Below are 22,968 nucleotides of genomic sequence, written 5' to 3'. Positions count from 1 at the left end.
CATCGCGCTCAGTCAGGGCCTGGCGTCTCTGAGGGCCGCCCGCCGCCGCGCCGGAAACTCGGCAGAAGTTTCCGGCATTCTGGTTACGAGGGAAAATCAGCGCGACGCGCTTTCTCCTCACGCCGTCGAGCCCGCCGCCTGTCCGAGGGCCGCCTGGGCGGCGGCGAGGCGGGCGATCGGCACGCGATAGGGCGAGCAGGACACGTAATCGAGCCCCGTCTTCTCGCAGAAAGCGATGGAGGATGCGTCGCCGCCATGCTCGCCGCAAATGCCGAGCTTGATCTTTTCGCGCGTCTTCCTGCCGCGCTCCGCCGCCAGCGCCACCAGCTCGCCGACGCCCTCCTGATCGAGCGTCACGAAGGGATCATGCGCGAGAATGCCCTTCTGGACATAGGCGCCAAGGAAGGAGCCCGCGTCGTCGCGCGAAATGCCGAGCGTCGTCTGGGTCAGATCGTTGGTGCCGAAGGAGAAGAATTCCGCCGTCTCCGCGATCTCGCCGGCGCGCAAAGCCGCGCGCGGCAATTCGATCATCGTGCCGACGATATAAGGAATCGTCACGCCGGTCTCTTTCGCCACCGCTTCCGCCATGGCGTCGATACGCGCCTTGACGAGATCGAGTTCGCGCTTGGAGAAGACCAGCGGCACCATGATTTCCGGCGTCACGTTCTCGCCGGTCTTCTTCTGCGCGGCGACGGCGCCTTCGAAGATGGCGCGGGCCTGCATTTCCGCGATTTCCGGGAAGGCGACGGCGAGACGCACGCCCCGGAAGCCGAGCATCGGGTTGAACTCGTGCAATTCGTCGGCGCGGCGCTTGAGCTTATCGGGGCTCGCGCCGATCGCGGCGGCGACTTCGGCGATTTCCTCCGCCGTATGGGGCAGGAACTCGTGCAGCGGCGGATCGAGCAGGCGGATAGTCACCGGCAGGCCGTGCATGATCTCGAACAAGGCCGCGAAATCCTCGCGCTGCATCGGCAGGATCTTGGCCAGAGCGGCGCGGCGTCCCTCCTCGTCGTCGGCGAGAATCATCTCGCGCACCGCGATGATGCGGTCATTGTCGAAGAACATGTGCTCGGTGCGGCAGAGGCCGATGCCCTCGGCGCCGAATTTGCGCGCGATGCGCGCATCGTTCGGGGTGTCGGCGTTGGTGCGCACCTTCATCCGGCGCACGGAATCGGCCCAGCCCATCAGCACGGCGAAATCGCCGGAAAGCTCCGGCTGCAACATGGGAACAGCGCCGTCCATCACCTGTCCGGTCGCGCCGTCGATGGTGATGACCTCGCCCTTGGCGAAGGTGCGGCCCATCGCGGTCATGGTCTGCGACGCATAATCGACCCGCACCGTTCCCGCGCCCGAAACGCAGGGCTTGCCCATGCCGCGCGCGACCACCGCCGCATGCGAGGTCATGCCGCCGCGCGTGGTGAGGATGCCCTCCGCCGCATGCATGCCGTGGATGTCTTCCGGCGAGGTTTCGACGCGCACCAGAATCACCTTGTGGCCGGCGGCCTTGAGCGCCTCCGCTTCGTCCGACGAGAACACGATCTCGCCGCTCGCCGCCCCGGGCGAAGCCGGCAGGCCGGTCGCCACAATCTTCCGCTCGGCCTTGGGGTCGAGGGTCGGATGCAGCAATTGGTCGAGCGAAGCGGGCTCGATTCGGGCGATCGCCTCCGGTTTGGTGATCAGGCCCTCACTGGCCATTTCGACCGCGACCCGCAACGCGGCGCGGGCGGTGCGCTTGCCGTTGCGGGTCTGCAGCATCCAGAATTTTCCGCGCTCGACGGTGAATTCCATGTCCTGCATGTCGCGATAATGCGTTTCCAGCAATTTGGTCGCGCGGACGAATTCGGCGAACACTTCCGGCATCGCCTGTTCCAGCGAGGGCTTGTCGGACTTCGCGGCGATTCGCGCGGCCTCGGTGATGTTCTGCGGCGTGCGGATGCCGGCCACCACGTCCTCACCCTGGGCGTTGATCAGGAACTCGCCATAAAGCGCGTTCTCGCCGGTCGCGGGATTGCGGGTGAAGGCGACGCCGGTCGCCGACGTCTCGCCCATATTCCCGAATACCATGGCCTGGACGTTGACCGCCGTGCCCCAGCTTTCCGGAATGTCGTGAAGGCGGCGGTAGGTAATCGCGCGCTGGTTCATCCAGGACGAGAAAACCGCGCCGATCGCGCCCCAGAGCTGCTCCTTGGGGTCCTGCGGGAAAGGCTTCTCGGTTTCGCGCAGCACCGCCTCCTTGTAGCTGGCGACGATCTTGCGCCAGTCCTCGGCCTTCAGCTCGGTGTCCTGCTGATAGCCCTTCTGGTCCTTGTAGACCTCGAGAATCTCCTCGAAATTATGGTGCTCCACGTCGAGCACCACATTCGAATACATCTGAATGAAGCGGCGGTAGGAATCCCAGGCGAAGCGCTCGTCCCCGGCCGATTTGGCGACCGCGTCGACGGTGACGTCGTTGAGGCCGAGGTTGAGCACGGTGTCCATCATGCCCGGCATCGAGGCCCGCGCGCCCGAGCGCACCGAGACCAGCAGCGGATTTGCCGGATCGCCGAAGGCATGGCCGGCGAGCGCCCCGACATGGCGCAGCGCCGCCTCGACCTGCTCGGCGAGCTCCGGCGGATAGGCATGGCCATTGGCGTAATAATAGGCGCAGACTTCAGTCGAAATGGTGAAGCCCGGCGGCACGGGCAGGCCGAGATTGGCCATCTCGGCCAAATTGGCGCCTTTGCCGCCAAGCAAATTCTTCATTGCGCTGGCGCCTTCCGCCTTGCCGTCGCCGAAAGAATAGACCCATTTCGCCATTATGGATTTCCTCACGCCGTCAGATTTTCGTCCGACGCATCCGTTAGAGTGTGCGGGAGCTTGTAAGAGGCTTTCGGCCTTTATCACCTTGGGGCGCCAAAAGCCAATCGCCGCGGGCAAAAACAAAAGGCTTTAGGATGAACAAAACGTCAGGGCCGAAGTTTCAGCCCCAGCGCGATCCAGCTCGCGCCATAGAACACCAGATCGATCCCGAATAAAACGCCGAGCACGACCATGGTGTTGCCCGGCCAGCCGGCGAGAATCAGGACGCCGAGCAGCGTCGTGATCGCGCCCGCGAAGATGACGAATGCCTTCGGCCCCGCCGGCAGCTTGAAGCCGAGCCAGATGCGCACGACGCCCGCGAGCAGGAATCCGACGCCGACCACGGCGGTCAAAACCGCGGCGGCGACTGTGGGGCGCGCCAGAGCGAAGGCGCCGAACACCAGATAGAACAGGCCGCTCATGACCCACAGGAAGAAGGACGGCCAATCGCGGGTGTTGAAGCCCATGACGATTTCGAAGCCGCCGGCCAGGATCAGCATGAAGGCCACGAACAGGACGACGGCCGCGGTCGAGACCTCCGCCATGGCCAGCGCCGCGACGCCGAAGACGAGGCAGAGCGCGCCATAGGCGACGAACCAGCCCCAGCGCGAGCGCAGGCGCTCGATCGCTCCGCCTAAAGAATGACGCGGATCAAATCCCGGCATGCCCATGCTCATGGCCGCCTCCTATGGAAAAACATTCGCTTTGGCGCCTGAACGCGGCGCAGATGAAAGCCGCAGGCGGCGTGGCCGTCAAGAGATTTGCCTGTTAAGCCGACCATCGGCGCCGAATCGCGCCGCCCCGTCCAACGGCCGGTCAACAAAATTCCTTGGTGCAATTGCCCCCCGGTCGCTCAACGTGTAAAGCACGCTTTCGCGCTTCTATTCATGGGGGAGCGAATATTGATTGAGTGCGCCGTGAACAATAATTCGACGACCCCTGTTCTCGACCTTGTCAAAGTCCCAGCCGACTTGCGTCAGTTGCCGGAATCCGACTTGCGCGCCCTCGCGGAAGACGTTCGGCGAGCGACCATCGACGCGGTTTCCGTCACCGGCGGCCATCTTGGTTCTAGCCTCGGCGTGGTCGAATTGACCGTCGCGCTCCATTACGTCTTCGATACGCCGAAGGATCGGATCATTTGGGACGTCGGCCACCAGGCCTATCCGCACAAGATCCTCACCAGCCGCCGCGACCGCATCAAGACCCTGCGCCAGGGCGGAGGCCTGTCCGGTTTCACGAAACGCGCGGAAAGCGAATATGATCCTTTCGGCGCCGCGCATTCCTCGACCTCGATTTCGGCCGGCCTCGGCATGGCGGTCGCCCGCAGCCTTTCGGGCGGCGACAATAAAGTGATCGCGGTCATCGGCGACGGCTCGCTGTCGGCGGGCATGGCCTATGAGGCGATGAACAACGCCGGGGCCTCGCATTCGCGCCTCATCGTCATCCTCAACGACAACGACATGTCGATCGCGCCGCCGGTCGGCGCCATGTCGGCCTATCTCGCCCGCCTGTCCTCGGGCCGCACCTATCTCAAGCTGCGCGACGCCGGCAAGACCATCGCCCGCCATTTGCCGAAAACCGTCGAAACCGCGATCACCCGCGCGGTGGAACACGCCCGCACCTATGTCACCGGCGGCACTTTGTTCGAGGAGTTGGGCTTCTATTACGTCGGCCCGATCGACGGTCATAATCTCGACCATCTCCTGCCGGTGCTGAAAAATGTCCGCGACGCCGATGTCGGCGGCCCGGTGCTGATCCATGTCGTGACCCAGAAGGGCAAGGGCTACGCCCCCGCCGAAGCCGCCAAGGACAAATATCACGGCGTCAACAAATTCGACGTGGTGACCGGCGCCCAGGTCAAGCCGAAGGCCAACGCCCCGGCCTATACGAAAGTGTTCGGCGAGGCTTTGGTCAAGGAAGGCGAGAAGGACGACAAGATCGTCGCCATCACCGCCGCCATGCCCTCGGGCACCGGCGTGGACCTGTTCCAGCAGATTTTCCCGAAGCGCACCTTCGACGTCGGCATCGCCGAACAGCATGCCGTCACCTTCGCCGCCGGCCTCGCCACGGAGGGCTACAAGCCTTTTTGCGCGATCTATTCGACCTTCCTGCAGCGCGGCTATGACCAGGTCGTCCACGACGTCGCGATCCAGAATCTGCCCGTGCGCTTCGCCCTAGACCGCGCCGGCCTTGTCGGCGCCGACGGCGCGACCCATGCCGGCTCGTTCGACGTGGCTTATCTCGGAATCCTGCCCAATATGGTGGTGATGGCCGCGGCCGACGAGGCGGAGCTGGTCCATATGGTCGCGACCGCCGCCGCTTACGACAAGGGCCCGATCGCCTTCCGCTATCCGCGCGGCGACGGCGTCGGGGTCGAACTGCCGCAGGAGGGCCAACCGCTCGAAATCGGCAAGGGCCGCGTCATCCGCCAGGGCGACAAGGTCGCGATCCTGTCGCTCGGCACGCGCCTCGCCGAGGCGCTCTACGCCGCCGAAACGCTTGCGGCGCAGGGTATTTCAGCCACGGTGGCCGATGCGCGCTTCGCCAAGCCGCTCGATGTCGAACTTATCCGCAAGCTCGCCAGCGAGCATGAGGCGCTCATCACCATCGAGGAGGGCTCGATCGGCGGCTTCGGCTCCTTCGTCGCGCAGCAATTGGCCGAGGACGGCCTGTTCGACCGCGGCTTGCGCTTCCGCGCCATGGTGCTGCCCGACGCCTTCATCGACCAGGACAAGCCCGACGCGATGTACGCCAGGGCCGGCCTCGACGCCAACGGCATCGTCGCCAAGGTCTTCGAGGCCCTCGGCCGCCCCGCGGCAACCATGAAAACGGCCTGATCGCCAATCGAATCGAACCCGGAGCCGCGCGCGCCCGGGGCTTTTCGTCTCAGTCCGTGGGCAATTCGCGGCGCGCGTCCCACACGGCGGCGAGCGCGCGCAGCTTGTCGGGCCAGGCCGTCTTCTCCATGGCGAGAACGTTGAGAAAATAGGCAAGGCGACGGGATTTCATCACCGTGTAGAAGGTGAGCAGCGAAGTCGGGACGAAGACCGCGAAAAAAATCATGATCCGTTCGGCCGTCGGCAGATCGGCGTGGTTGAAAAGATTCATGCCGAGGAAGCCGGTCGTGATCGTCCCGGTCAGGCTGAACAGGGTCACCACAGTCAACTGGAGGATGGTCACCGCCTGACGGCGCAACAGATCGGCCTCCATGAAGGCCTCCATATCGTTGACCTCCTCGCGCAATTCCTGGAACAGGGCCTCTGTGCGCATCTGCCCTCTCCAAATGCGGAACACGTCGCGCAAGATGGCCTGATCCGAAACTTCGCAGAAATAATAGCGGTGGGTAAAGCGCAGGAAGCTCGCGGAAATTTCGCGAATGTCGTGGCGGAAGCGCGACACCGACCGGCTGTCCCGTCTTTCCAGACGGCTGATGACGTCAACCACCCGGTTCGACATCATCAGGATCGCGGCGCGATGGAAATGCGCGATCAGGCCGAGCATGAAAAACTGGTGGCGGAACTGGCCGAGGAAGCCGCGCTCGGCGTCGACAAAACCGCGATCGCCGGAGCGGCCGATCATCACCAGCGCTTGTGGCGTGCACATCAGCCGCATATTGGGCCATTCGGGATCGGAACGGCCGGGGTCGAAATAACGGTCGTAGCAATGCGCACGCTCGAAATCGGCAAGAAAAGCGGAAGACATCGGCAGCCTGTCCTCGACGCCGGGCGGCGCAGCGAAAGCCAGACGCGTGAATTCCGCGCGTGTCAGAAGGGTCGGGTCCTCCACCGCGAGAAAGGTCATCATCGGCATGCGGTGGAATTCCAGCGGCCGGTAGCGCACGGCGCCGACGGCGCCGCGTCGGTTCAGGACCATCGGCCGTAGCATGAATTCCCAATGCGCGGCGATGGCGATGGTCTGGGTCCGGGAAACCGATTCATAATATTTTGATTTCGTCGTGTAGTCGGCGCAGGCGAGCGGCGCCCCGTCGCGATCGAGCCATTCAACCGTCTCGAAACAATTGGCCGGCTCGCCGCCCTCGCTCCAGGCCGACGGATAGGCGCGGCCGAAACGATTGACAATGTTCATGGCGACGCGCAGATCGATGTTCTCCGCCGAAATTTCGATCACGGGAATCATGACGTCGGCATCGTAGAAGAAAAAAACGTCGGCGTGATCGACAGTGAGGACGCGGGGTTCGGCTTCGCCCGGCGCGCGCACCCGCACCGCCTTGATATCGGTGCGGCGATAGACAAGCAGTGGCGACTCGCCGTAGGAGCGCGCCGATTTCGAACGCTCGCCATAGAGAAAACGCTGGACATGCGGCAGGAAGGATACGAATTCCCGATAATGGCGCTCCTGATAGAGGGTCGCGTCCTGGGGAAAATCGTCATCGAGCAGCATCCAGTTGGGATCGCCGTCGAGCCGGCGCCAATGGACGTCGCCCTTGTCCGCCAAGGGCATCAATTGCAGCGGCCAAAACAGAATCTGGCGAAATTGCTCGACCCGCATGTCTCCCTCCCCCACGCTCGTCGTCCTTTTCGGCGCATCCGCCGACCTTTTCCCGTCCCGACGCCCATGCTACGCGCTTCGCGCCCTGGAGCGCCATGCGTTCCGGCGCGACGTTCGCCTGGCGCCGCGCATGAAATGTGCGGCGGGCCGCAAGCCAAGGCCCGCAAGAGACCATGCAAGAGACTCTGAATGACCCGACGCGCCGATATCGCTTTGGTTGAACGCGGCTTCTTCGCCAGCCGCGCCAAGGCGCGCGAGGCCATCGAGGCCGGCCTCGTCACATTGGACGGCCGCCCGGTCGCCAAGCCGTCGGAGCCGGTCGCCGACGACGCCGTGCTCACGGCCAGCGCGCCCTATCCTTATGTGTCGCGGGGCGGCGTCAAACTGGCGGCGGCGCTCGACGCCTTCGCGCTCGACCCTTCGGGAAAACAGGCGCTCGATATCGGCGCCTCGACCGGAGGCTTTTCCGATGTCCTGCTGACGCGCGGCGCGGCCCACGTGACCTGTGTCGATGTCGGTCACAGCCAGCTTCACCCGAGGATTGCGCAGGATTTCCGGGTGACGTCGTTCGAAAAGCGCGACGCCCGCGCGCTTTCCGCAGAAGATCTTCCCGCCCCGCCACAAATCATCGTCTGCGACGTCAGCTTCATTTCGCTGGAAAAAATCCTCCCGCCGGTTCTGGCGCTCGCCGCGCCGCGGGCCGAGGCCGTCCTGCTGATCAAGCCGCAATTCGAGGTCGGGCCGGAACATGTGAAAAAGGGCCTCGTCCGCGACGAAGTTGCGCAGAAAAGCGCCTGCGGCCGGATCGAGGCTCTGGTCGAAAAGCTTGGCTGGCGCGTCATCGGCCTGATCCCGTCGCCCGTCGCCGGCGGCGACGGCAATCGGGAGTTTTTGCTGGGGGCGCATCGACATAGCGTTTTCGAGCCGGATGGAGACCATTGAGCGTGAAGAAATCGCGTCAAGACAACCAGCCGCCGGCTGGACCCGATCCGATCGGATCGGGTCCAGCCGGCGTGATCGATCTGAACGCCCGTCTCGACATTGAAAAACTCGGAGCGCGCGGCGAAGGCGTGAGTTTTGGGCCGAATGGCCTGATCTTCACGCCTTTCGCGCTGCCAGGAGAAACCATTCTCGCCGAGGTGGACGGCGAGCGCGGCAAGCTTATCGAGGTTCTGGCGCCCTCCCCCGACCGCGTGCGAGCGCCCTGCCCGCATTTCACCCAATGCGGCGGCTGCGCCGTGCAAACCCTCGCTCAGCCCGCCTATCAGGCCTGGAAAGGCGGCCTCGTCGCCGACGCCCTGCGCAACGCCGGCGTGAGCGCGAAGGTCGCGCCGCTCATTCCCGCCTGGGGGGCAGGAAGGCGCCGCGCGACCTTCCATTCCCGCAACGACCAGCGCGGCAAGGCCCATGTCGGCTATATGCAGGCGAGAAGCCACCGCATTTTCGAACTCGACGCCTGCCCGATCCTCGCGCCGGAGCTGGCCGGCGCCCTGCCCGCCGCCCGCCGCGTCGCCGAGGTTCTGGAATCGCTGGAGAAACCGCTCGATCTCGTCGCGACCGCCAGCCTGAACGGACTCGACCTCGACATTCGCGGCTGCGGCAAGCTGGATTTCGCGCTCGAACAGGCCGTCATCGCGGAGGCGCAGGCGCTCGACCTCGCGCGCATTTCCAACCACGGCCTGCCGCTGGTCGAGCGCCGCGCGCCGGAACTCGCGATCGGCCGCGCCCGCGTCGCGCCGCCGCCCGGCGCCTTCCTTCAGGCGACCGCCGCCGGCGAGGAAATTCTGGCGCAACTCGTCCTCGACGCCGTGGGCGCGGCGAAAAAGACCGCCGATCTCTTTTGCGGAATCGGCACATTCGCGTTGAGATTGGCGGAGAAAGCCGAGGTCTTCTGCGCGGAAAGCGACGCCGCCGCGCTCGCCGCCGGTTTGCGCGGCGGACGCGCCGCGCCCGGCCTGCGGTCCCTCAAGGGCGAAGCCCGCGACCTGTTCAGCCGCCCGTTGCTCTCCGGCGAGCTCGAAGACTTCGACGCCGTCGTCTTCGATCCCCCGCGCGCCGGGGCGGAGGCGCAGGCGCGCGAACTGGCGAAAAGCGCCGTTCCGATCGTTGTCGGCGTCTCCTGCAATGCCCAGACTTTCGCCCGCGACGCCAAAATCCTCCTCGATGGCGGCTATAAGCTGGAACAGGTCACGCCGGTTGACCAATTTCTTTTTTCGCCCCATGTGGAGTTGGTCGGCGTCTTCCGGAAGGAAGCGACCAAGCCCGCGCGCAGACGCCGCCTCCTCGGCTAGTGCGGGATTGCAACGAAACGGATTGAAATGACCGAACTTTCTCCTGCCGAGACCGCCGCGCGACTCGCCAAGATCGTCGGCGAGAAATATGTCCTCGCCGCGCCGCGGGACATGGAAGCTTTCATGACCGAGCCGCGCGACCTCTGGCATGGCAAGGCGGCCTGCGTCGTGCGCCCGGGCAGCACCGAAGAAGTCGCCGCCATCTGCGCCTTCGCCGACGAGAACGGACTGAAGGTCGTGCCGCAGGGTGGCAATACCGGCCTGGTCGGCGGCCAGATTCCCGACCAGTCGGGCAAGGAAATCCTGCTGTCGCTCGGACGTCTCGACAAGATCCGCGAGATCGACCCCGAATCCAACACCATGATCGTCGAGGCCGGCGTCACCCTGCAAAAGGTGCAGGAAGCCGCCGAGAGCGTCGATCGCCTGTTTCCCCTCTCGCTCGCCTCGGAAGGCTCCTGCACCATCGGCGGCAATCTGGCGTCGAACGCCGGCGGCACCGCGGTTCTGGCCTATGGCAACGCCCGCGATCTGGTCACCGGCCTTGAAGTGGTGCTGGCCGACGGCTCGGTGCTCGGCAATCTCTCCAAACTGCGCAAGGACAACACCGGCTACGACCTGAAACATGTCTTCATGGGCTCGGAAGGCACGCTGGGGATCATCACCGCGGCCGTGGTGAAACTCTATCCGCGCCCGCGCGCGGTCGAGACCGCCCTGATCGGGCTGGCCTCAGCGGAAAAGTGCCTCGAACTGCTGGTGCTGGCCCAGGGCACGGCCGGGCCGGATTTGAAGACCTTCGAATTCATGTCGCGCTTCGGCGTCGAGATCGTGGTCAGGCATTCCGCCGGCGCGCGCGAACCGCTGGAAAGCCCGCACGCCTGGTATGTGCTGCTGGAACTGGCCTCGCAGTCGGAAACCGGCCTCAACGACAAGTTGATGGCTTTGCTCGAAGCGGCTTTCGAAAAGGAAATCATCGAGGACGCCGCGGTCGCCGCCTCGCTCGACCAGCGCAAGGCCTTTTGGGCTTTGCGCGAAAACCTGTCCGAGATGCAGAAATTGGAGGGCGGCTCGATCAAGCACGACGTCTGCGTGCCGGTCGCCTCGGTCCCCGCCTTCCTGGCGGAGGCCGTTCCGGTGGTCGAAAAGACCATTCCCGGCGCGCGGCCGGTGCCCTTCGGCCATATGGGCGACGGCAATATCCACTTCAATGTCAGCCAGCCGATCGGCGCCGACAAGGCGGCCTATCTCGCCCGCTGGGAGGAGTTGAACGAAGCCGTCCACGCCGTGGTCAAACGCATGAACGGCTCGATCTCCGCCGAACATGGCATCGGCGTGCTGAAACGCGAGTTGCTGCCGACGGTCAAGGACCCGGTCGCGATGAACGTCATGCGCCGCTTCAAAACCGCGCTCGACCCGCGCAATACGCTCAATCCGGGCAAGGTTTTGTAATCATAGACCGAAATTTGGCGACCACGCGGCGACATCCTTAAACGGACTTCGCCGCCTTGTTAATCATTGACAGCTAGGAATTGAGCCATCGCTCAAGGCCGCCTGCATGTCTTTATCATTCAAAGCGCATTTCTCCTTGACCGCCGTCGAAGCCGAAGCGCGGGTCGATCCGCGCATCCGGGCGCGCGCGCTCGAAGTATTCGTGCAGCGCGAAACGATGAACTCCTATTTGGCCCAATTCGTGTTCGGCCTGATCGCCATATCTGGATATTATATCGGAAATCAAAGCATTGTCGTTATCGGCCTCCTTCATTGCCTGGTCGATCAGCTGGTTCGCCACAACCTGCGCCGCTTTTCCCGCAGCCTTCACCGTGGCGAACTCGACAATGACCACTTGCGCCGTATCGAGCGCATCTTCTTCGGCGTCGGCTTCGTCTGGGCGATGGCGTCCTGGCCGCTGGCGGAAGCCCTCGACGGCCTCCGCCTCTTGCTGACGGTCGTTTCCGTGGCCGGCCTCCTCGTCATGGCCAACACGACCTGTTTCGCGCCCCGGGTGTTCAGAGCCTCGGTCATCGGCTTCGGGCTCGGAATTGGGCTGGCGATCCCTGCCATCAAGACCATTCCCTGGTATGTCCTCGCGGGCGCGACCACAGCCTTCCTGATCGTCGTAACAGGCGTCGGCGCGGGAACCGCCCGACAATTGATCCACATGCTCCGGATGCAGGTGGAGCGCGACGAAGCGATCGAGTGCCAGAAGCGCACCATCGCGGCGCTCGATTCGGCGCGCAGGGCCGCCACTTCCCTGGCGGAAACGGATAATCTGACGGGGCTCCCCAATCGCTTCCTGTTCATGACGAAACTCGACGCGCTCATCGCGAGCGAGGAGCCTTTCTCTCTGACCTTGCTGGACATCGATCTTTTCAAGAACATCAACGACGGTCTGGGACACAACATCGGCGACGAGGCGCTCAAGGCGGTTGGCGGCGTCCTGGCGACTTGCGAGGAACAACATGGCTTCGCCGCCCGGCTTGGCGGCGACGAATTCGCGGTCATCGCCATCCGGAACCGGGGTGAGAAGAGCGGAACCGACTGTGTCGCGTGGGTGAATGAAAGGATCGGCGACCTTCGGACGTCGAATCTGAAAATTCCGTCAATCTCGATAACCGGGGGCTCCACCTATTTTCCACAGGATGCAAACAATCGCTCGGACCTGCTGGCGGCGGCCGACATGGCGCAGCGGGAGGCGAAAAAGACGCGGCGCGGCGGCAATCTCGATTACAGCGCCAATCTCACGGACACGTTCCGGCGGGAAACCCGGATCGCGCAGGCGCTCAATGAGGCGATCGCCGCGCGCTCGCTTTCCATTTGTTTCCAACCCAAGATCAATCTCCAGGCCGGCCGCGTGGAGGGCGCCGAGGCGCTGTCCCGCTTCCCGGAAAGTCTCGCCGGCTACTCCCTCGACGAGATTTTCGAGGTGGCCGAAAAGCGCGGCCTCGGAACGATCCTGGACGAACTGGTTCTGGACGCCTATCGCGAGGCTCTGGTCGCCTTGAGAGACGAATTTTCGATTTCCTTGCCGACTTCCGTCAATCTTTCCGGCGCCATTCTCAAGGCGCCGGAGCGGCTCTTCGCCAAACTCAACATGCTGATCGCGGAGGGCCTGTCGCCCGCGCTCATCCGCATCGAAATCACGGAAAACGCGGTTTACGGCCGAGGCCAGATCGGCGTCATCAAACTCCTTGACGATATCGTCAAGCTCGGCTTCAGCCTCGCGCTGGACGATTTCGGAACGGGCGGCGGAACCTTGCTCCATCTCGTCAACCTGCCGATCAGCGAAATCAAGATCGATCGATCCTTTGTTTCGGGCATGCTGACTGACCGCAACAAGAACGCGATCATCAGCGGACTGATCGTCACCGGCCAGGGCATGGGCGTCGACATTGTCGCCGAGGGCGTTGAAACAGAAAAAGAAGCAAACCGCCTGCGCTCCATGGGCGCGCGATTCGCCCAAGGCTTTCTCTGGTCGAAACCATTGCCGCTGTCCCGGTTCGCGGATTTCGTCCGACTTTTCGGTCCAGGCGTCGGGAACAATCCCGCCATCAGGCCCGAGGCCGCCTCGGCGAGGCGTCCGGAGTTGCGATTCGCCGGCCGAGCCTGAAACAGGCGGAAATGCGCGACCTACGCCGCTGCAAGAGGGCGCTCGACGCACACACAGGCTCAGTCCGGACAAGGCGCCACAGGCGGAGGCGGCCGGGGTCAGGCGAGCAGCGCGCCGATGTGCTCCGCCTTGTCGTCGGGCTCGACGTGGATGGTCACGACCGCTTCGCCCAGCGCCTCGGTAAGCGCCGCTTTCAGCCTGTCGCAAATTTCATGCGACCTGGCGACCGTCATTTCGCCCGGCACGACGAGGTGAAAATCGATGAAAGTCGTTTTTCCCGCGTGGCGCGTGCGCAGGCCGTGGACCTCGAGCGCTCCCCCCGCATTGGCCTCCAGCGCCTTGCGGATCAGCGCGAGCTGTTCTGTGGGCGCCGCTTCGTCCAGCAGCCCGCCGGAGCTCTCGCGGATCACCCCCCACCCGCTCCGCAGGACATGAACCGCCACGAGCGCGGCGATGACCGAGTCGAGCATGCCGATATTGGTCAGGACGACCAGCGAAAGGCCAACGATCACGCCCGCCGAAGTCACCACGTCGGCAAAAAGATGTTTCCCGTCCGCAACCAGGGCGGCCGAGCGGTTCCGCCGGCCCTGTCGGATGAGGACGGCGCTCCAGATCGCATTCAGGGTCGTGGCGACGCCACTGATGGCCAGGCCCAGGACGGGAGCGTCGATGGGCCTGGGCGTGATGAATCCGGCATAGGCTTCGCGCAAAATGGCGAAGCCCGCGACCAGGATTAGGGCGCCGACGCCGACCGCCGAAAGATATTCCGCCTTCTGGTGGCCATAGGGGTGGTTCTGATCCGGCGGGCGGGCCGCGTAACGAATGGCGACCAGCGCGGTCAGCGCCGTCGCGACATTGATGATGCTCTCAAGCGCGTCGGAAAAAAGCGCGACGCTGCCCGTGACGTGGTACGCGGCATATTTGATCGCCAGAACGACCACGCTGACCAGCAGGCTGCCGGAAGCAATTTTTTGGGAAAACGTCATGCGTGGAGCGTCGTTGAATGGCATAGCGGCTTTGGCGGCGCGTGGAACGCTAACCGATTTCTCGTGGGGTTGGTAATTGCGATTTGCCGACTCCGCTCTGTCCGACGGTCGATCGGCCGGTCAGGAGAGTTTAACCGCCCGCCCAGCAACCGGAACCAACCAGGTCCGCCGCCCCTCCGGCACAACGCCAGTTGGCGACGCCCATCCTTTCCTTGCCGGGATGCAAATCGCTTTTCCCCTGACCACGCTTGACGCTCTCCGCGCGGCGCAGTCTCATGCCCGCCCAACGGAGGCGCCCCATGTCCAAATTCAAGGCCATCCGCATCGACAAGGATGCGTCCGGCTACCGCGCGACCTATTCTGAATTCGACGAATCCGAGTTGATGGACGGCGACGTGACCGTGCGCGTCAGCCATTCAACGGTCAATTACAAGGACGGCCTCGCCATCACCGGGAAGAATCCGGTGGTGCGGCGCTTCCCCATGATCCCGGGCATCGACTTCGCCGGCGTAGTCGAAAGCTCGTCACATCCGGACTTCAAACCGGGCGACGCGGTGGTCCTCAACGGCTGGGGCTGCGGCGAGACTCATTTCGGCGGTTATGCGCAAAAGGCGCGGGTCAAGGGCGATTGGCTCGTGCCGCTGCCGAAGGCCTTTACCGCCGCGCAAAGCATGGCGATCGGAACGGCGGGCTATACCGCGGCGCTCGCGGTGCTGGCGCTGGAAAAGCAGGGGATGACGCCCGATCGCGGCCCCGTCCTCGTCACCGGCGCGGCGGGCGGCGTCGGCTCGATCGCCATCGCGCTGCTCGCCACGGCCGGCTGGCGGGTCATCGCCTCCACGGGCCGGAAGGAAGAGGCTGATTTTCTGACTTATCTCGGCGCATCCGAAATCATCGACCGCGCCGAACTTTCAGCCCCCGGAAAACCGCTCGGCAAGGAGCGCTGGGCGGCGGCGGTGGATGCGGTCGGCTCGCACACCCTCGCCAATGTCCTCGCCCAGACCTCTTACGAAGGCGCCGTCGCCGCCTGCGGCCTCGCCCAGGGCATGGACCTGACGACCTCCGTCGCGCCCTTCATCCTGCGCGGCGTCTGCCTGCTCGGCATAGACAGCGTGATGAAGCCCAAGGCGGTGCGCCTGCGAGCCTGGGAGCGGCTGGCGCGCGATCTCGACCAGACCAAGCTCGCAGAACTCAGCCAAACCATCGGTTTCTACAAAATCATGGACACCGCCGCCGACATTCTCCAGGGCAAGGTGCGCGGGCGAGTGATTGTGGAAATCGGCTAAATCCCCTCGCCCTGGCCGTTGCCGGCGAGGACGGCGCGGCGCCGGCTCAGTTCGACGCCGGCATGATCCATGAAGGCGCGCACGCGCGCGGCGTGGCGCAGGTCGGGATGGGTCAGAAGCCACAGCACGGCGCCGCGTCCGGCCATGGGTTCGTCGGTGCATACCAGTTCGGGGTGCTGGTCGCCGACGAAGCGCGGCAGGAAGCCGATCCCCACGCCCTGGGCGATACATTTCGCGAGGCCGACCGTGGTGTTGCAGCGCATGGCGATGCGGTGCGGCGGGATTTCCTTCTCGATCCAGTCGAAAACGTCCACGCCGCCGAATTGTTCGTTGAAGGCAATATAGGTGTTGCTCTCGTCGGCGAGGTCGAAGCCTTTCTCGTAAAGCGCGCGTGAGACGTATCGGCCCCAAACCGACGGGCCGATGCGCCGGCCGACGAGGGTTTCGGGCGGCGCATAGGTCGAGCGCACTGCTATGTCGGCGTCGCGGCGCGAGAGATTGAGCGGCTGGTTGGTTACCAGCACGTCGAGCTGAATGTCCGGAAAAGCCTTGCGGAAACTCGCCAGAATGGGCGCGAGCACGTAATTGAACAAGGCGTCGTTGGTCGTCACCCGCAGCAGGCCGGACGGTTTTTCGTCGCGCCCCGCGATGCGCCGCTCGAAATCGGTGACGTCGCGGCCCATGCGCTCGGCCAGGGCGACCATTTCCTGGCCGGCGGCGGTGGGCGAATAACCGTTGCGCGAACGTTCGAACAATTTGGCGCCGATCATCGCCTCAAGGGCGCCAAGACGGCGAAAAACGGTCGAATGGTTGAGATTGAGCGACGCCGCGGCGCCGACCAGCGACCCCGATTCGGAAATTCCGCGCACCAGGCGGAAATCGTCCCAACTGATCTGATTCATGACGTCAAAATGGGTCGATTCCAGAAAAAGCGCAAGGTTGGCGGCGCTTCCCGCAGAGCATCAGCCGCGCGGCGCCGCCGCGCGGCGCAGGCGATCGTTGATCGCCTCGCCGAGATCCTCTTCCGGGATTGGCGCGACCGCGATTTCGCGCGCCCCGCTCGCGTCGAGCGCCCGCAGCATGGAAAAAAGATTGGCCGCCGCCTCGGTCAGGTCGCCGCTTGGCGAAAGGTCCAGCGCCCTGCCGGGGGCGTCGGCGAACCGGCCGCAGAAATCGAGCCCGATCTCGCCCTCTCGCAGTGTTTCCGCTTCGAGCCGCACCGAGGCGCGCGGCGCATAATGGGAGGCGAGCAGGCCCGGCGCGACCGGCTGGCCGGCCTCGTCCTCCACGGCTCCGGCAAGACTTTCACCCAGGACGCGCTCGATTTCGGCGCGCGGAACGCCGCCCGGACGCAGGAGGCGGGGCGTCTCGTCGAGCAGGGAAACTATCGTCGATTCGACGCCGACCGGGCAGGCGCCGCCGCTGACCACGGCGTCGATCCGGCCATCGAGGTCGGCCAGCACATGGGCGGCGGTCGCCGGGCTGACATGGCCTGACAGATTGGCCGAGGGCGCCGCGACCGGACCGCCCGCCGCCGCGATCACGCTGCGCGTCAGGACATTGCCAGGAATGCGCAAAGCAATGCTGTCGAGGCCCGCCCGCGCCAGATCGCAGACTGTTGCGCCGGGCGCGAGCGGCAGAACCAGAGTCAGCGGCCCCGGCCAGAACGCCTCGGCCAATTTCTCGGCCCTAACATCGAAAACCCCCTCGCGCCGCGCCGCCGCGACATCTGCGACATGGGCGATCAGGGGATTGAAGCTCGGCCGGTCCTTGGCGCGATAGATTTCCGCCACCGCGCGCGGATCGGTCGCCAGGCCGCCGAGACCATAGACAGTTTCCGTCGGCAGCGCGACCAGCCCTCCGGCGCGCAAAATCCCCGCAGCTTCTGCGATTCCCGCCGGACCGGGCGCGAGCAGCCGGGTCACGCGCTTGTCTTCCTTGTTCAATCGGCCAATCCTGCTTGACGCTGGCGCGGAAATATAGTTCACCTATAAACTAATATCCCGCCTTTGTTGCCGATGCACATGACACCGGCGCGCGCGTCAGGCAAGAACAATGGGCGAGGACAGGGGGAGGAACGGCATGGCGGATATCGAAATCGCCCGGCGGGGCGCGGTGCTGGAATTGACCATCAACCGGCCCGCCAAGAAGAACGCCCTGACCAACGCCATGTACCGCGCGCTCAACGTGGCCCTCCACGAAGCCGAGCGCGACCTGGACATTGCCGCCGTCCTCGTCGCCGGCGCCGGCGGCGTGTTTTGCGCTGGCAACGATATCGGCGATTTCGTCGCCGCGGTCAGCGCGGGCGGGGAAATGGCCGGCGCCGATTTCATTCGCAAGATCGCCGCTTTTCCCAAGCCGCTCGTCGCTGCGGTCGATGGGCTCGCGGTCGGCGTCGGCTGCACCCTGCTGCTCCATTGCGACCTGATCTATGCGACGCCCGAATCGCGCTTCTCCCTGCCTTTCATCGATCTCGGCCTGCTGCCGGAGGCGGGCTCCTCGCTTCTGCTGCCGCGCCGGGTCGGCATGGCCCGCGCCAGCGCCTGGCTGCTCGCCGGCGAAAGCTTTTCGGCCGCCGAGGCGCTCGCCGCCGGCCTTGTCAACGACATCGTCGCCCAAGACTCCCTGCTCGCGACGGCGCGGGAAAAGGCGGCCAAACTCGCGGCCAAGCCGCGCACCGCCCTGATGGCCGCGCGTAAATTCCTGCGCGGCGACAAGGAGGAGATCCTCACCCGAATCGACGCCGAACTCGAAGCCTTCCGCAACGCCCTGGCGTCGCCGCAAGCCCAGGCCGCGCTGGCGGCCTTCCTCAACAAGAGCAAGTAACGCAAGCCTCAACAAGAGCAAGTAACCCAAGGGAGGACATCATGGCTGGTCTTGCTGGCAAAACCCTGTTCATCACCGGCGCCTCGCGCGGCATCGGCCTCGCCATTGCGCTGCGGGCGGCGCGCGACGGCGCCAATATCGCCATCGCGGCCAAGACGGCGGAGCCACATCCCAATTTGCCGGGCACCATTTTCACCGCGGCGAAAGAGATCGAGGACGCCGGCGGCCGCGCCCTGCCCCTGACCGTGGACGTCCGCGAGGAGGCCCAGGTGGCCGCGGCCCTGGCCCGGACGGCGGAGACTTTCGGCGGCCTGGACATTGTCGTCAACAACGCCAGCGCCATTGCGCTCGGGGGCAGCCAGCAGATCGACATGAAGCGTTTCGACCTCATGCATCAGGTCAATGCGCGCGGCTCCTACATGACGGCGAAACTCGCCTTTCCTTTTCTCGCCAAGGCCGAAAATCCCCATGTGCTGATGCTGGCGCCGCCGCTCGACATGAAGGAAAAGTGGTTCGCGCCCCACACCGCCTATTCCATGGCCAAATTCGGCATGAGCCTCGCCGTGCTCGGCCTTGCCGGCGAGTTCCGCCCGAAGGGAATCGCGGTCAACGCCCTGTGGCCGCGCACCACCATCGCCACCGCCGCGATCAACAATCTGCTCGGCGGCGAACAGATCATGCGCGCCTCGCGCAAGCCGGAGATCATGGGCGACGCGGCCTATGCGATTTTCACCTCGCCGAGCCGCGCAGCGACCGGCCAGTTTTTCATCGACGACGTTCTGCTGGCCTCGCGCGGCGTAAAGGATTTCGACGCCTATCGCGTCGATCCGACCAGCCCGCTCGCCCCGGATTTTTTCGTCCCCGAAGATACGCCCGTGCCGGAGGGCGTTTCGCTCAAGCCGGCGGTTTGACGCTTCCCTCCCGCGCCGCTAACACGTCTTCGGCGCGCGGGGAGAGTCGCAAAAGATGGCGGTTTATACGGATGTCACGGACGAGGCCCTGTTCGCTTTCCTCAGCGCTTATGACCTCGGCGCCGTTCTATCCTTCAAGGGCATCGCCGAGGGCGTCGAAAACTCCAATTTCCTGCTTCATTGCGAAGCCGGGCGTTTCATTCTCACGCTGTACGAAAAAAGGGTGAGGCCGAACGACCTGCCGTTCTTCATCGGCCTGATGGAGCATCTGGCGGCGAAAAAACTGTCCTGCCCGCTGCCGGTCAAGCGCCGCGACGGGGAGGCGCTCGGAACGCTCGCCGGGCGCCCGGCGGCGATCGTCACCTTCCTCGACGGCGTCTCGGTCCGCAAGCCGGAAGCCCGCCAATGCGCCGAAACCGGTCGCGCATTGGCGCAATTGCATCTCGCCGGCGGCGATTTCGGCCTCTTCCGCCGCAACGCGCTCTCGGTCGCGCATTGGCCCGAATTGTTCGCCGCCTCGCGCGCCCGCGCCGACGAGGTTTCGCCAGGACTGGCGCAGGAAATTGCCGCGGAACTCGATTCCCTTGAGCGGCTCTGGCCATGCGATCTGCCCCAGGGCGTGATCCACGCCGATCTTTTTCCCGACAATGTCTTTTTCATCGGCCCGAAACTTTCCGGCCTGATCGATTTCTACTTCGCCTGCAACGACGCGCTCGCCTATGATCTGGCGATCTGCCTCAACGCCTGGTGTTTCGAGCCGGACGGCTCCTTCAACGCCACCAAGGGCCGGGCTTTGCTGCAAGGCTACCAGAGCCTGCGCCCGCTCGAAGACGTCGAGCGCGGCGCCCTGCCGGTTCTGGCGCGCGGCGCCGCCATGCGATTCCTGCTGACCCGGCTCTACGACTGGCTCAACGTGCCGCCCGGCGCCCTGGTCAAGCCCAAAAACCCTCTGGAATATCTAAGCAAATTGCGCTTCCACCAGACCATCGACAACGCCGGCGAATATGGGCTCATCGAATGAGCCGCCGCGTCGCGATCTGGACCGATGGCGCCTGTTCGGGCAATCCGGGACCCGGCGGCTGGGGCGCCATCCTGACCTTCAACGGCGCCGAGAAGGAATTTTCGGGCGGCGAACCCACGACCACCAACAACAGAATGGAGCTCACCGCCGCCATTTCGGCCCTGGAGGCCCTGACCCGCCCCTGCGCCGTCGATCTCCACACCGATTCGCAATATGTCCGCCAGGGCGTGACCTCGTGGATGCTTGGCTGGAAGCGCAACGGCTGGCGGACCGCCGACAAAAAGCCGGTCAAGAACGAGGATTTGTGGAAGCGGCTCGACGAGGCCGCCCAGCGCCACGACATCGCCTGGCATTGGGTCAAGGGCCATGCCGGCGACCCGATGAACGAGCGCGCCGACGCGCTGGCGCGGGCCGGCATGGCGCCTTATCGGAAGGGCGGATAGGGACGTATTTGCCGCAAGAGACAGCCGGCGCTTGCGCCTCCAAGGCGCTTTTTGCTAAAGAAGCTTAAAAATGCGGCGGGGGCGCTGCCAAAGCGGGACACAATGATCAAAGCGATAATCGCCTCGATGCGTCCATTTTTCCTTCTCGGCGTCTTTTTCCTGGGCTTTTCCGCGCTCTCGGGAGCCGCGCGCGCGCAAAGCTGCAACGAGGATCTCGCCGCCTTGGGCAAGAGCCGCAACACCGAGATCGAAGCGCTCAACGCCATTTCCAAGGCGCACGGCAACAAGCTCGATCCCATCGCCGCCTGTCCGCATCTGCGCAAGATGAAGGAAATCGAGGCCAAAATGGCGAATTATTTCGCCAAGAACAAAGATTGGTGCAACATCCCGGACGATTTCCTCGCCAATTTCAAGCAAAACACCGAACGCACCGCCAAGATCGCCGAACAGGCCTGCGCCCTGGCCGCCAAGGCCAAGCAGATGCAGGAGAGCGGCGGCGGCGCCGGCCTCGGCAATCTGCCGCCTCCGCCGAAGCTCCCCGCCGGACCGCTCTGAGCCATGCCGGCGCCGGCGGTCGACGGGGCCGCTCAGCCCCAGCTTCCTGACGCGTCGGCCTCCAGCCTGTGGCGGCGCCTTCCAGCAAGCTGGACGCCCTATGTCCAGCTCGCGCGGCTCGACCGTCCGGCAGGGTGGCAATTATTGCTCGCCCCATGCCTGTCCTCGATCTGCCTCGCCTGCATCTATCGCCTTGAAAATCCCAATTATGGCCTGCTCGCCTTGTTCTTCATCGGCGCTGTCGCCATGCGCGGGGCGGGATCGACCTTCAACGACCTGATCGATCGCAAGATCGACGCCCGGGTCGAGCGCACGGCCGCGCGGCCGCTGCCTTCCGGCCGGGTCAGTCCGCGCAATGCGGCGATCTTCATGGCCGCCCAGGGTCTCGTCGGCCTCGCCGTCCTGCTGTCCTTCAACCGTTTCGCGATTCTTCTCGGCCTGTTGTCGCTCGTCCCGGTCGCGATCTATCCCTTCATGAAGCGCTTCACGTCCTGGCCGCAGGCCGCGCTCGGCCTCGCCTTCTCCTGGGGCGCTCTGTTGGGATGGGCGGCGCAGACCGGCGGCCTCGCCGCGCCGGCGCTGTGGCTCTACGCCTCATGCGTCGCCTGGACCATCGGCTATGACACGATCTACGCCATTCAGGACCGCAAGGACGATGTCGCCGCCGGAGTCAAATCCACCGCTTTGTTGTTCGGCGAGCATGTGCAGCTTGCGGTGGCGGTTTTCTATCTTCTGACCGTGCTCTGCGCCGAGGTCGCCCTTGTCCTCGCGGGCGCGGGCCTTGCGGCCCATCTCGGCCTGCTCGCCTTCGCCTCGCATCTCGTGTGGCAGATTCGCGGGCTCGACGCCGACGACGAGGCCAAGGCGCTCAGGTTGTTCCGCTCCAACGGACTCGCCGGCTTCCTGCTCTCCGTCGGCCTCTTCACCGAGAACCTGCTGTTTTATCTGGTCCGCTGAGATCGGCGCTCATTCGTAGCAGATGATTTCGCGCTCGCCGCAATGGACCGGCAGGACGCGGCCTTTCGCGCCGGCCTTGCGCCGCGCCGACATGGCGGAGCGCCGCTCCTTCAGCGGCCAGCCGCGCCGGCGCGGCTGAACCGTCCCGGTCCTGACCTCGCCGAGCCGGCCCTCCACGAGGCGGCCTTCCACGAGCGAGGCGTCGCCTTGGGCGCTGCGCGCCAGCCGCGGCAGGCGAAAGAATTGCGCCCAGGCCAGCCAATCGGGAGCGATGTCCTTCTCGTTCTCGGCTTCCGCCAGCACCAGATCGAGTTCGGGATCGGCATGCGCCAGAATCACCCGATAGAGCAGGCCGCGCGCGCTTTGGTGAAGGGCCAGCACGACGCCGCGAAAGCTGCGCACCGGCACCGAAAGGCGCATCCGCACGCCGGCCACGCAGCGATCGATGGCGATGGCCTCGGCCGCGACGCCGACCTCGCGCTTGCCGGAATCGGCGCGCGGATCGTCGGCGACGAAGCGGGCGAGAATGGCGGCCTGGGGCTGGGACATGATCTGCTCCTGCGGGAGATTTCCGCGATGGGCCGATCTTTCGCCGCAACCCTCCTCGACCGTGCTAATAAAACAGGCGGCATTTTAGCGATTTCGCCTGGGCGCGCGGCATGTCGAACCCGCTGTTAGGGCAATTGTTCAAATTGTCGGCAACTGTTTCACGAGCGGGAGAGAAGCGCGATTTTCGCACTT

20 protein-coding genes are annotated in these 22,968 nt (G+C 64.9%); 12 read left to right on the top strand and 8 right to left on the bottom strand.

What is annotated here, in order from left to right:
* Positions 1–117 precede the first annotated feature (117 nt).
* Positions 118–2,796, bottom strand: coding sequence for a pyruvate, phosphate dikinase (gene ppdK, locus K2U94_RS07440; protein ID WP_243066599.1), 2,679 nt, complete (start codon positions 2,794–2,796; stop codon positions 118–120).
* Positions 2,797–2,945: 149 nt separating this feature from the next.
* A complete protein-coding gene (locus K2U94_RS07435; RefSeq protein WP_243066598.1) occupies positions 2,946–3,515 on the bottom strand; it encodes an HdeD family acid-resistance protein in 570 nt (189 codons plus the stop codon).
* 240 nt (positions 3,516–3,755) lie between these two features.
* Between K2U94_RS07435 and dxs the strand changes: the two genes are divergently transcribed.
* Positions 3,756–5,675, top strand: a complete 1,920-nt coding sequence (gene dxs, locus K2U94_RS07430; protein ID WP_243068828.1) for a 1-deoxy-D-xylulose-5-phosphate synthase — start codon at positions 3,756–3,758, stop codon at positions 5,673–5,675.
* Between the two features lie 49 nt (positions 5,676–5,724).
* Here the strand turns inward: dxs and K2U94_RS07425 are convergent, their stop codons facing one another.
* Positions 5,725–7,347 carry a magnesium transporter CorA family protein gene (locus tag K2U94_RS07425; RefSeq protein ID WP_243066597.1) on the bottom strand — a complete coding sequence of 541 codons (1,623 nt, stop codon included), beginning with the start codon at positions 7,345–7,347 and terminating at the stop codon, positions 5,725–5,727.
* 189 nt (positions 7,348–7,536) lie between these two features.
* Between K2U94_RS07425 and K2U94_RS07420 the strand changes: the two genes are divergently transcribed.
* From K2U94_RS07420 to K2U94_RS07410, 3 genes are all read left to right on the top strand, one after another.
* Entirely contained in the window at positions 7,537–8,289 is a 753-nt protein-coding gene (locus K2U94_RS07420) for a TlyA family RNA methyltransferase (protein WP_243066596.1), read from the top strand.
* A gap of 80 nt (positions 8,290–8,369) precedes the next feature.
* Entirely contained in the window at positions 8,370–9,638 is a 1,269-nt protein-coding gene (locus K2U94_RS07415; RefSeq protein WP_243068827.1) for a class I SAM-dependent RNA methyltransferase, read from the top strand.
* Between the two features lie 27 nt (positions 9,639–9,665).
* On the top strand, positions 9,666–11,084 hold the full coding sequence (locus K2U94_RS07410; protein ID WP_243066595.1) for an FAD-binding oxidoreductase: 1,419 nt from the start codon (positions 9,666–9,668) through the stop codon (positions 11,082–11,084).
* 115 nt (positions 11,085–11,199) lie between these two features.
* Here K2U94_RS07410 and K2U94_RS07405 read toward each other — a convergent pair whose 3' ends face one another.
* The gene (locus K2U94_RS07405; RefSeq protein WP_243066594.1) at positions 11,200–11,478 is read right to left on the bottom strand and encodes a hypothetical protein; all 279 of its coding nucleotides are present in this window, start codon (positions 11,476–11,478) and stop codon (positions 11,200–11,202) included.
* On the opposite strand from K2U94_RS07405, the gene K2U94_RS07400 reads away from it, so the two are divergent.
* Complete coding sequence (locus K2U94_RS07400) at positions 11,479–13,242, top strand: putative bifunctional diguanylate cyclase/phosphodiesterase (protein ID WP_243066593.1); 1,764 nt, start codon at positions 11,479–11,481, stop codon at positions 13,240–13,242. It abuts the gene before it with no gap.
* Between the two features lie 98 nt (positions 13,243–13,340).
* Here K2U94_RS07400 and K2U94_RS07395 read toward each other — a convergent pair whose 3' ends face one another.
* Entirely contained in the window at positions 13,341–14,228 is an 888-nt protein-coding gene (locus K2U94_RS07395) for a cation diffusion facilitator family transporter (protein WP_243066592.1), read from the bottom strand.
* Positions 14,229–14,527: 299 nt separating this feature from the next.
* Between K2U94_RS07395 and acuI the strand changes: the two genes are divergently transcribed.
* Entirely contained in the window at positions 14,528–15,514 is a 987-nt protein-coding gene (gene acuI / locus K2U94_RS07390; RefSeq protein WP_243066591.1) for an acrylyl-CoA reductase (NADPH), read from the top strand.
* Here acuI and K2U94_RS07385 read toward each other — a convergent pair.
* Together K2U94_RS07385 and K2U94_RS07380 are read right to left on the bottom strand one after the other, a co-directional pair.
* Positions 15,511–16,416: a LysR family transcriptional regulator gene (locus tag K2U94_RS07385; protein ID WP_243066590.1), complete on the bottom strand. Its 906-nt coding sequence runs from the start codon at positions 16,414–16,416 to the stop codon at positions 15,511–15,513. The genes acuI and K2U94_RS07385 overlap by 4 nt on opposite strands.
* 60 nt (positions 16,417–16,476) lie before the next feature.
* Positions 16,477–17,460, bottom strand: a complete 984-nt coding sequence (locus K2U94_RS07380) for an L-threonylcarbamoyladenylate synthase (protein ID WP_243066589.1) — start codon at positions 17,458–17,460, stop codon at positions 16,477–16,479.
* A gap of 136 nt (positions 17,461–17,596) precedes the next feature.
* Here K2U94_RS07380 and K2U94_RS07375 point away from each other — a divergent pair, with 136 nt between their 5' ends.
* The 6 genes from K2U94_RS07375 (at position 17,597) to ubiA (ending at position 22,227) form a co-directional block, all read left to right on the top strand.
* Positions 17,597–18,340, top strand: coding sequence for an enoyl-CoA hydratase-related protein (locus K2U94_RS07375; RefSeq protein ID WP_243066588.1), 744 nt, complete (start codon positions 17,597–17,599; stop codon positions 18,338–18,340).
* A gap of 41 nt (positions 18,341–18,381) precedes the next feature.
* Positions 18,382–19,251, top strand: a complete 870-nt coding sequence (locus tag K2U94_RS07370; RefSeq protein ID WP_243066587.1) for an SDR family oxidoreductase — start codon at positions 18,382–18,384, stop codon at positions 19,249–19,251.
* Positions 19,252–19,306: 55 nt separating this feature from the next.
* Complete coding sequence (gene thrB / locus K2U94_RS07365; RefSeq protein ID WP_243066586.1) at positions 19,307–20,272, top strand: homoserine kinase; 966 nt, start codon at positions 19,307–19,309, stop codon at positions 20,270–20,272.
* Entirely contained in the window at positions 20,269–20,715 is a 447-nt protein-coding gene (gene rnhA / locus K2U94_RS07360; RefSeq protein WP_243066585.1) for a ribonuclease HI, read from the top strand. Before thrB ends, rnhA begins: the two co-directional genes overlap by 4 nt.
* A gap of 102 nt (positions 20,716–20,817) precedes the next feature.
* Positions 20,818–21,270: a hypothetical protein gene (locus K2U94_RS07355; RefSeq protein ID WP_243066584.1), complete on the top strand. Its 453-nt coding sequence runs from the start codon at positions 20,818–20,820 to the stop codon at positions 21,268–21,270.
* Positions 21,271–21,273: 3 nt separating this feature from the next.
* Entirely contained in the window at positions 21,274–22,227 is a 954-nt protein-coding gene (ubiA, locus tag K2U94_RS07350; RefSeq protein WP_243066583.1) for a 4-hydroxybenzoate octaprenyltransferase, read from the top strand.
* Positions 22,228–22,236: 9 nt separating this feature from the next.
* Here ubiA and K2U94_RS07345 read toward each other — a convergent pair whose 3' ends face one another.
* Entirely contained in the window at positions 22,237–22,776 is a 540-nt protein-coding gene (locus tag K2U94_RS07345) for a DUF6101 family protein (RefSeq protein ID WP_243066582.1), read from the bottom strand.
* Positions 22,777–22,968 lie beyond the last annotated feature (192 nt).

The organism is Candidatus Rhodoblastus alkanivorans (genome assembly GCF_022760755.1).
Classification (GTDB): Bacteria; Pseudomonadota; Alphaproteobacteria; order Rhizobiales; family Beijerinckiaceae; genus Rhodoblastus; species Rhodoblastus alkanivorans.
Note: the sequence above shows the minus strand (reverse complement) of the source record. Positions and strands in the feature narration are given on the sequence as shown.

Excerpts from the sequence above, each read along its gene's own strand:
- ppdK (WP_243066599.1), bottom strand. The coding sequence starts at position 2,796 with ATGGCGAAATGGGTCTATTCTTTCGGCGACGGCAAGGCGGAAGGCGCC.
- K2U94_RS07435 (WP_243066598.1), bottom strand. The coding sequence starts at position 3,515 with ATGAGCATGGGCATGCCGGGATTTGATCCGCGTCATTCTTTAGGCGGA.
- K2U94_RS07425 (WP_243066597.1), bottom strand. The coding sequence starts at position 7,347 with ATGCGGGTCGAGCAATTTCGCCAGATTCTGTTTTGGCCGCTGCAATTG.
- K2U94_RS07420 (WP_243066596.1), top strand. The coding sequence starts at position 7,537 with ATGACCCGACGCGCCGATATCGCTTTGGTTGAACGCGGCTTCTTCGCC.
- K2U94_RS07410 (WP_243066595.1), top strand. The coding sequence starts at position 9,666 with ATGACCGAACTTTCTCCTGCCGAGACCGCCGCGCGACTCGCCAAGATC.
- K2U94_RS07395 (WP_243066592.1), bottom strand. The coding sequence starts at position 14,228 with ATGACGTTTTCCCAAAAAATTGCTTCCGGCAGCCTGCTGGTCAGCGTG.
- acuI (WP_243066591.1), top strand. The coding sequence starts at position 14,528 with ATGTCCAAATTCAAGGCCATCCGCATCGACAAGGATGCGTCCGGCTAC.
- K2U94_RS07385 (WP_243066590.1), bottom strand. The coding sequence starts at position 16,416 with ATGAATCAGATCAGTTGGGACGATTTCCGCCTGGTGCGCGGAATTTCC.
- K2U94_RS07375 (WP_243066588.1), top strand. The coding sequence starts at position 17,597 with ATGGCGGATATCGAAATCGCCCGGCGGGGCGCGGTGCTGGAATTGACC.
- K2U94_RS07370 (WP_243066587.1), top strand. The coding sequence starts at position 18,382 with ATGGCTGGTCTTGCTGGCAAAACCCTGTTCATCACCGGCGCCTCGCGC.
- thrB (WP_243066586.1), top strand. The coding sequence starts at position 19,307 with ATGGCGGTTTATACGGATGTCACGGACGAGGCCCTGTTCGCTTTCCTC.
- rnhA (WP_243066585.1), top strand. The coding sequence starts at position 20,269 with ATGAGCCGCCGCGTCGCGATCTGGACCGATGGCGCCTGTTCGGGCAAT.
- K2U94_RS07355 (WP_243066584.1), top strand. The coding sequence starts at position 20,818 with ATGATCAAAGCGATAATCGCCTCGATGCGTCCATTTTTCCTTCTCGGC.
- ubiA (WP_243066583.1), top strand. The coding sequence starts at position 21,274 with ATGCCGGCGCCGGCGGTCGACGGGGCCGCTCAGCCCCAGCTTCCTGAC.
- K2U94_RS07345 (WP_243066582.1), bottom strand. The coding sequence starts at position 22,776 with ATGTCCCAGCCCCAGGCCGCCATTCTCGCCCGCTTCGTCGCCGACGAT.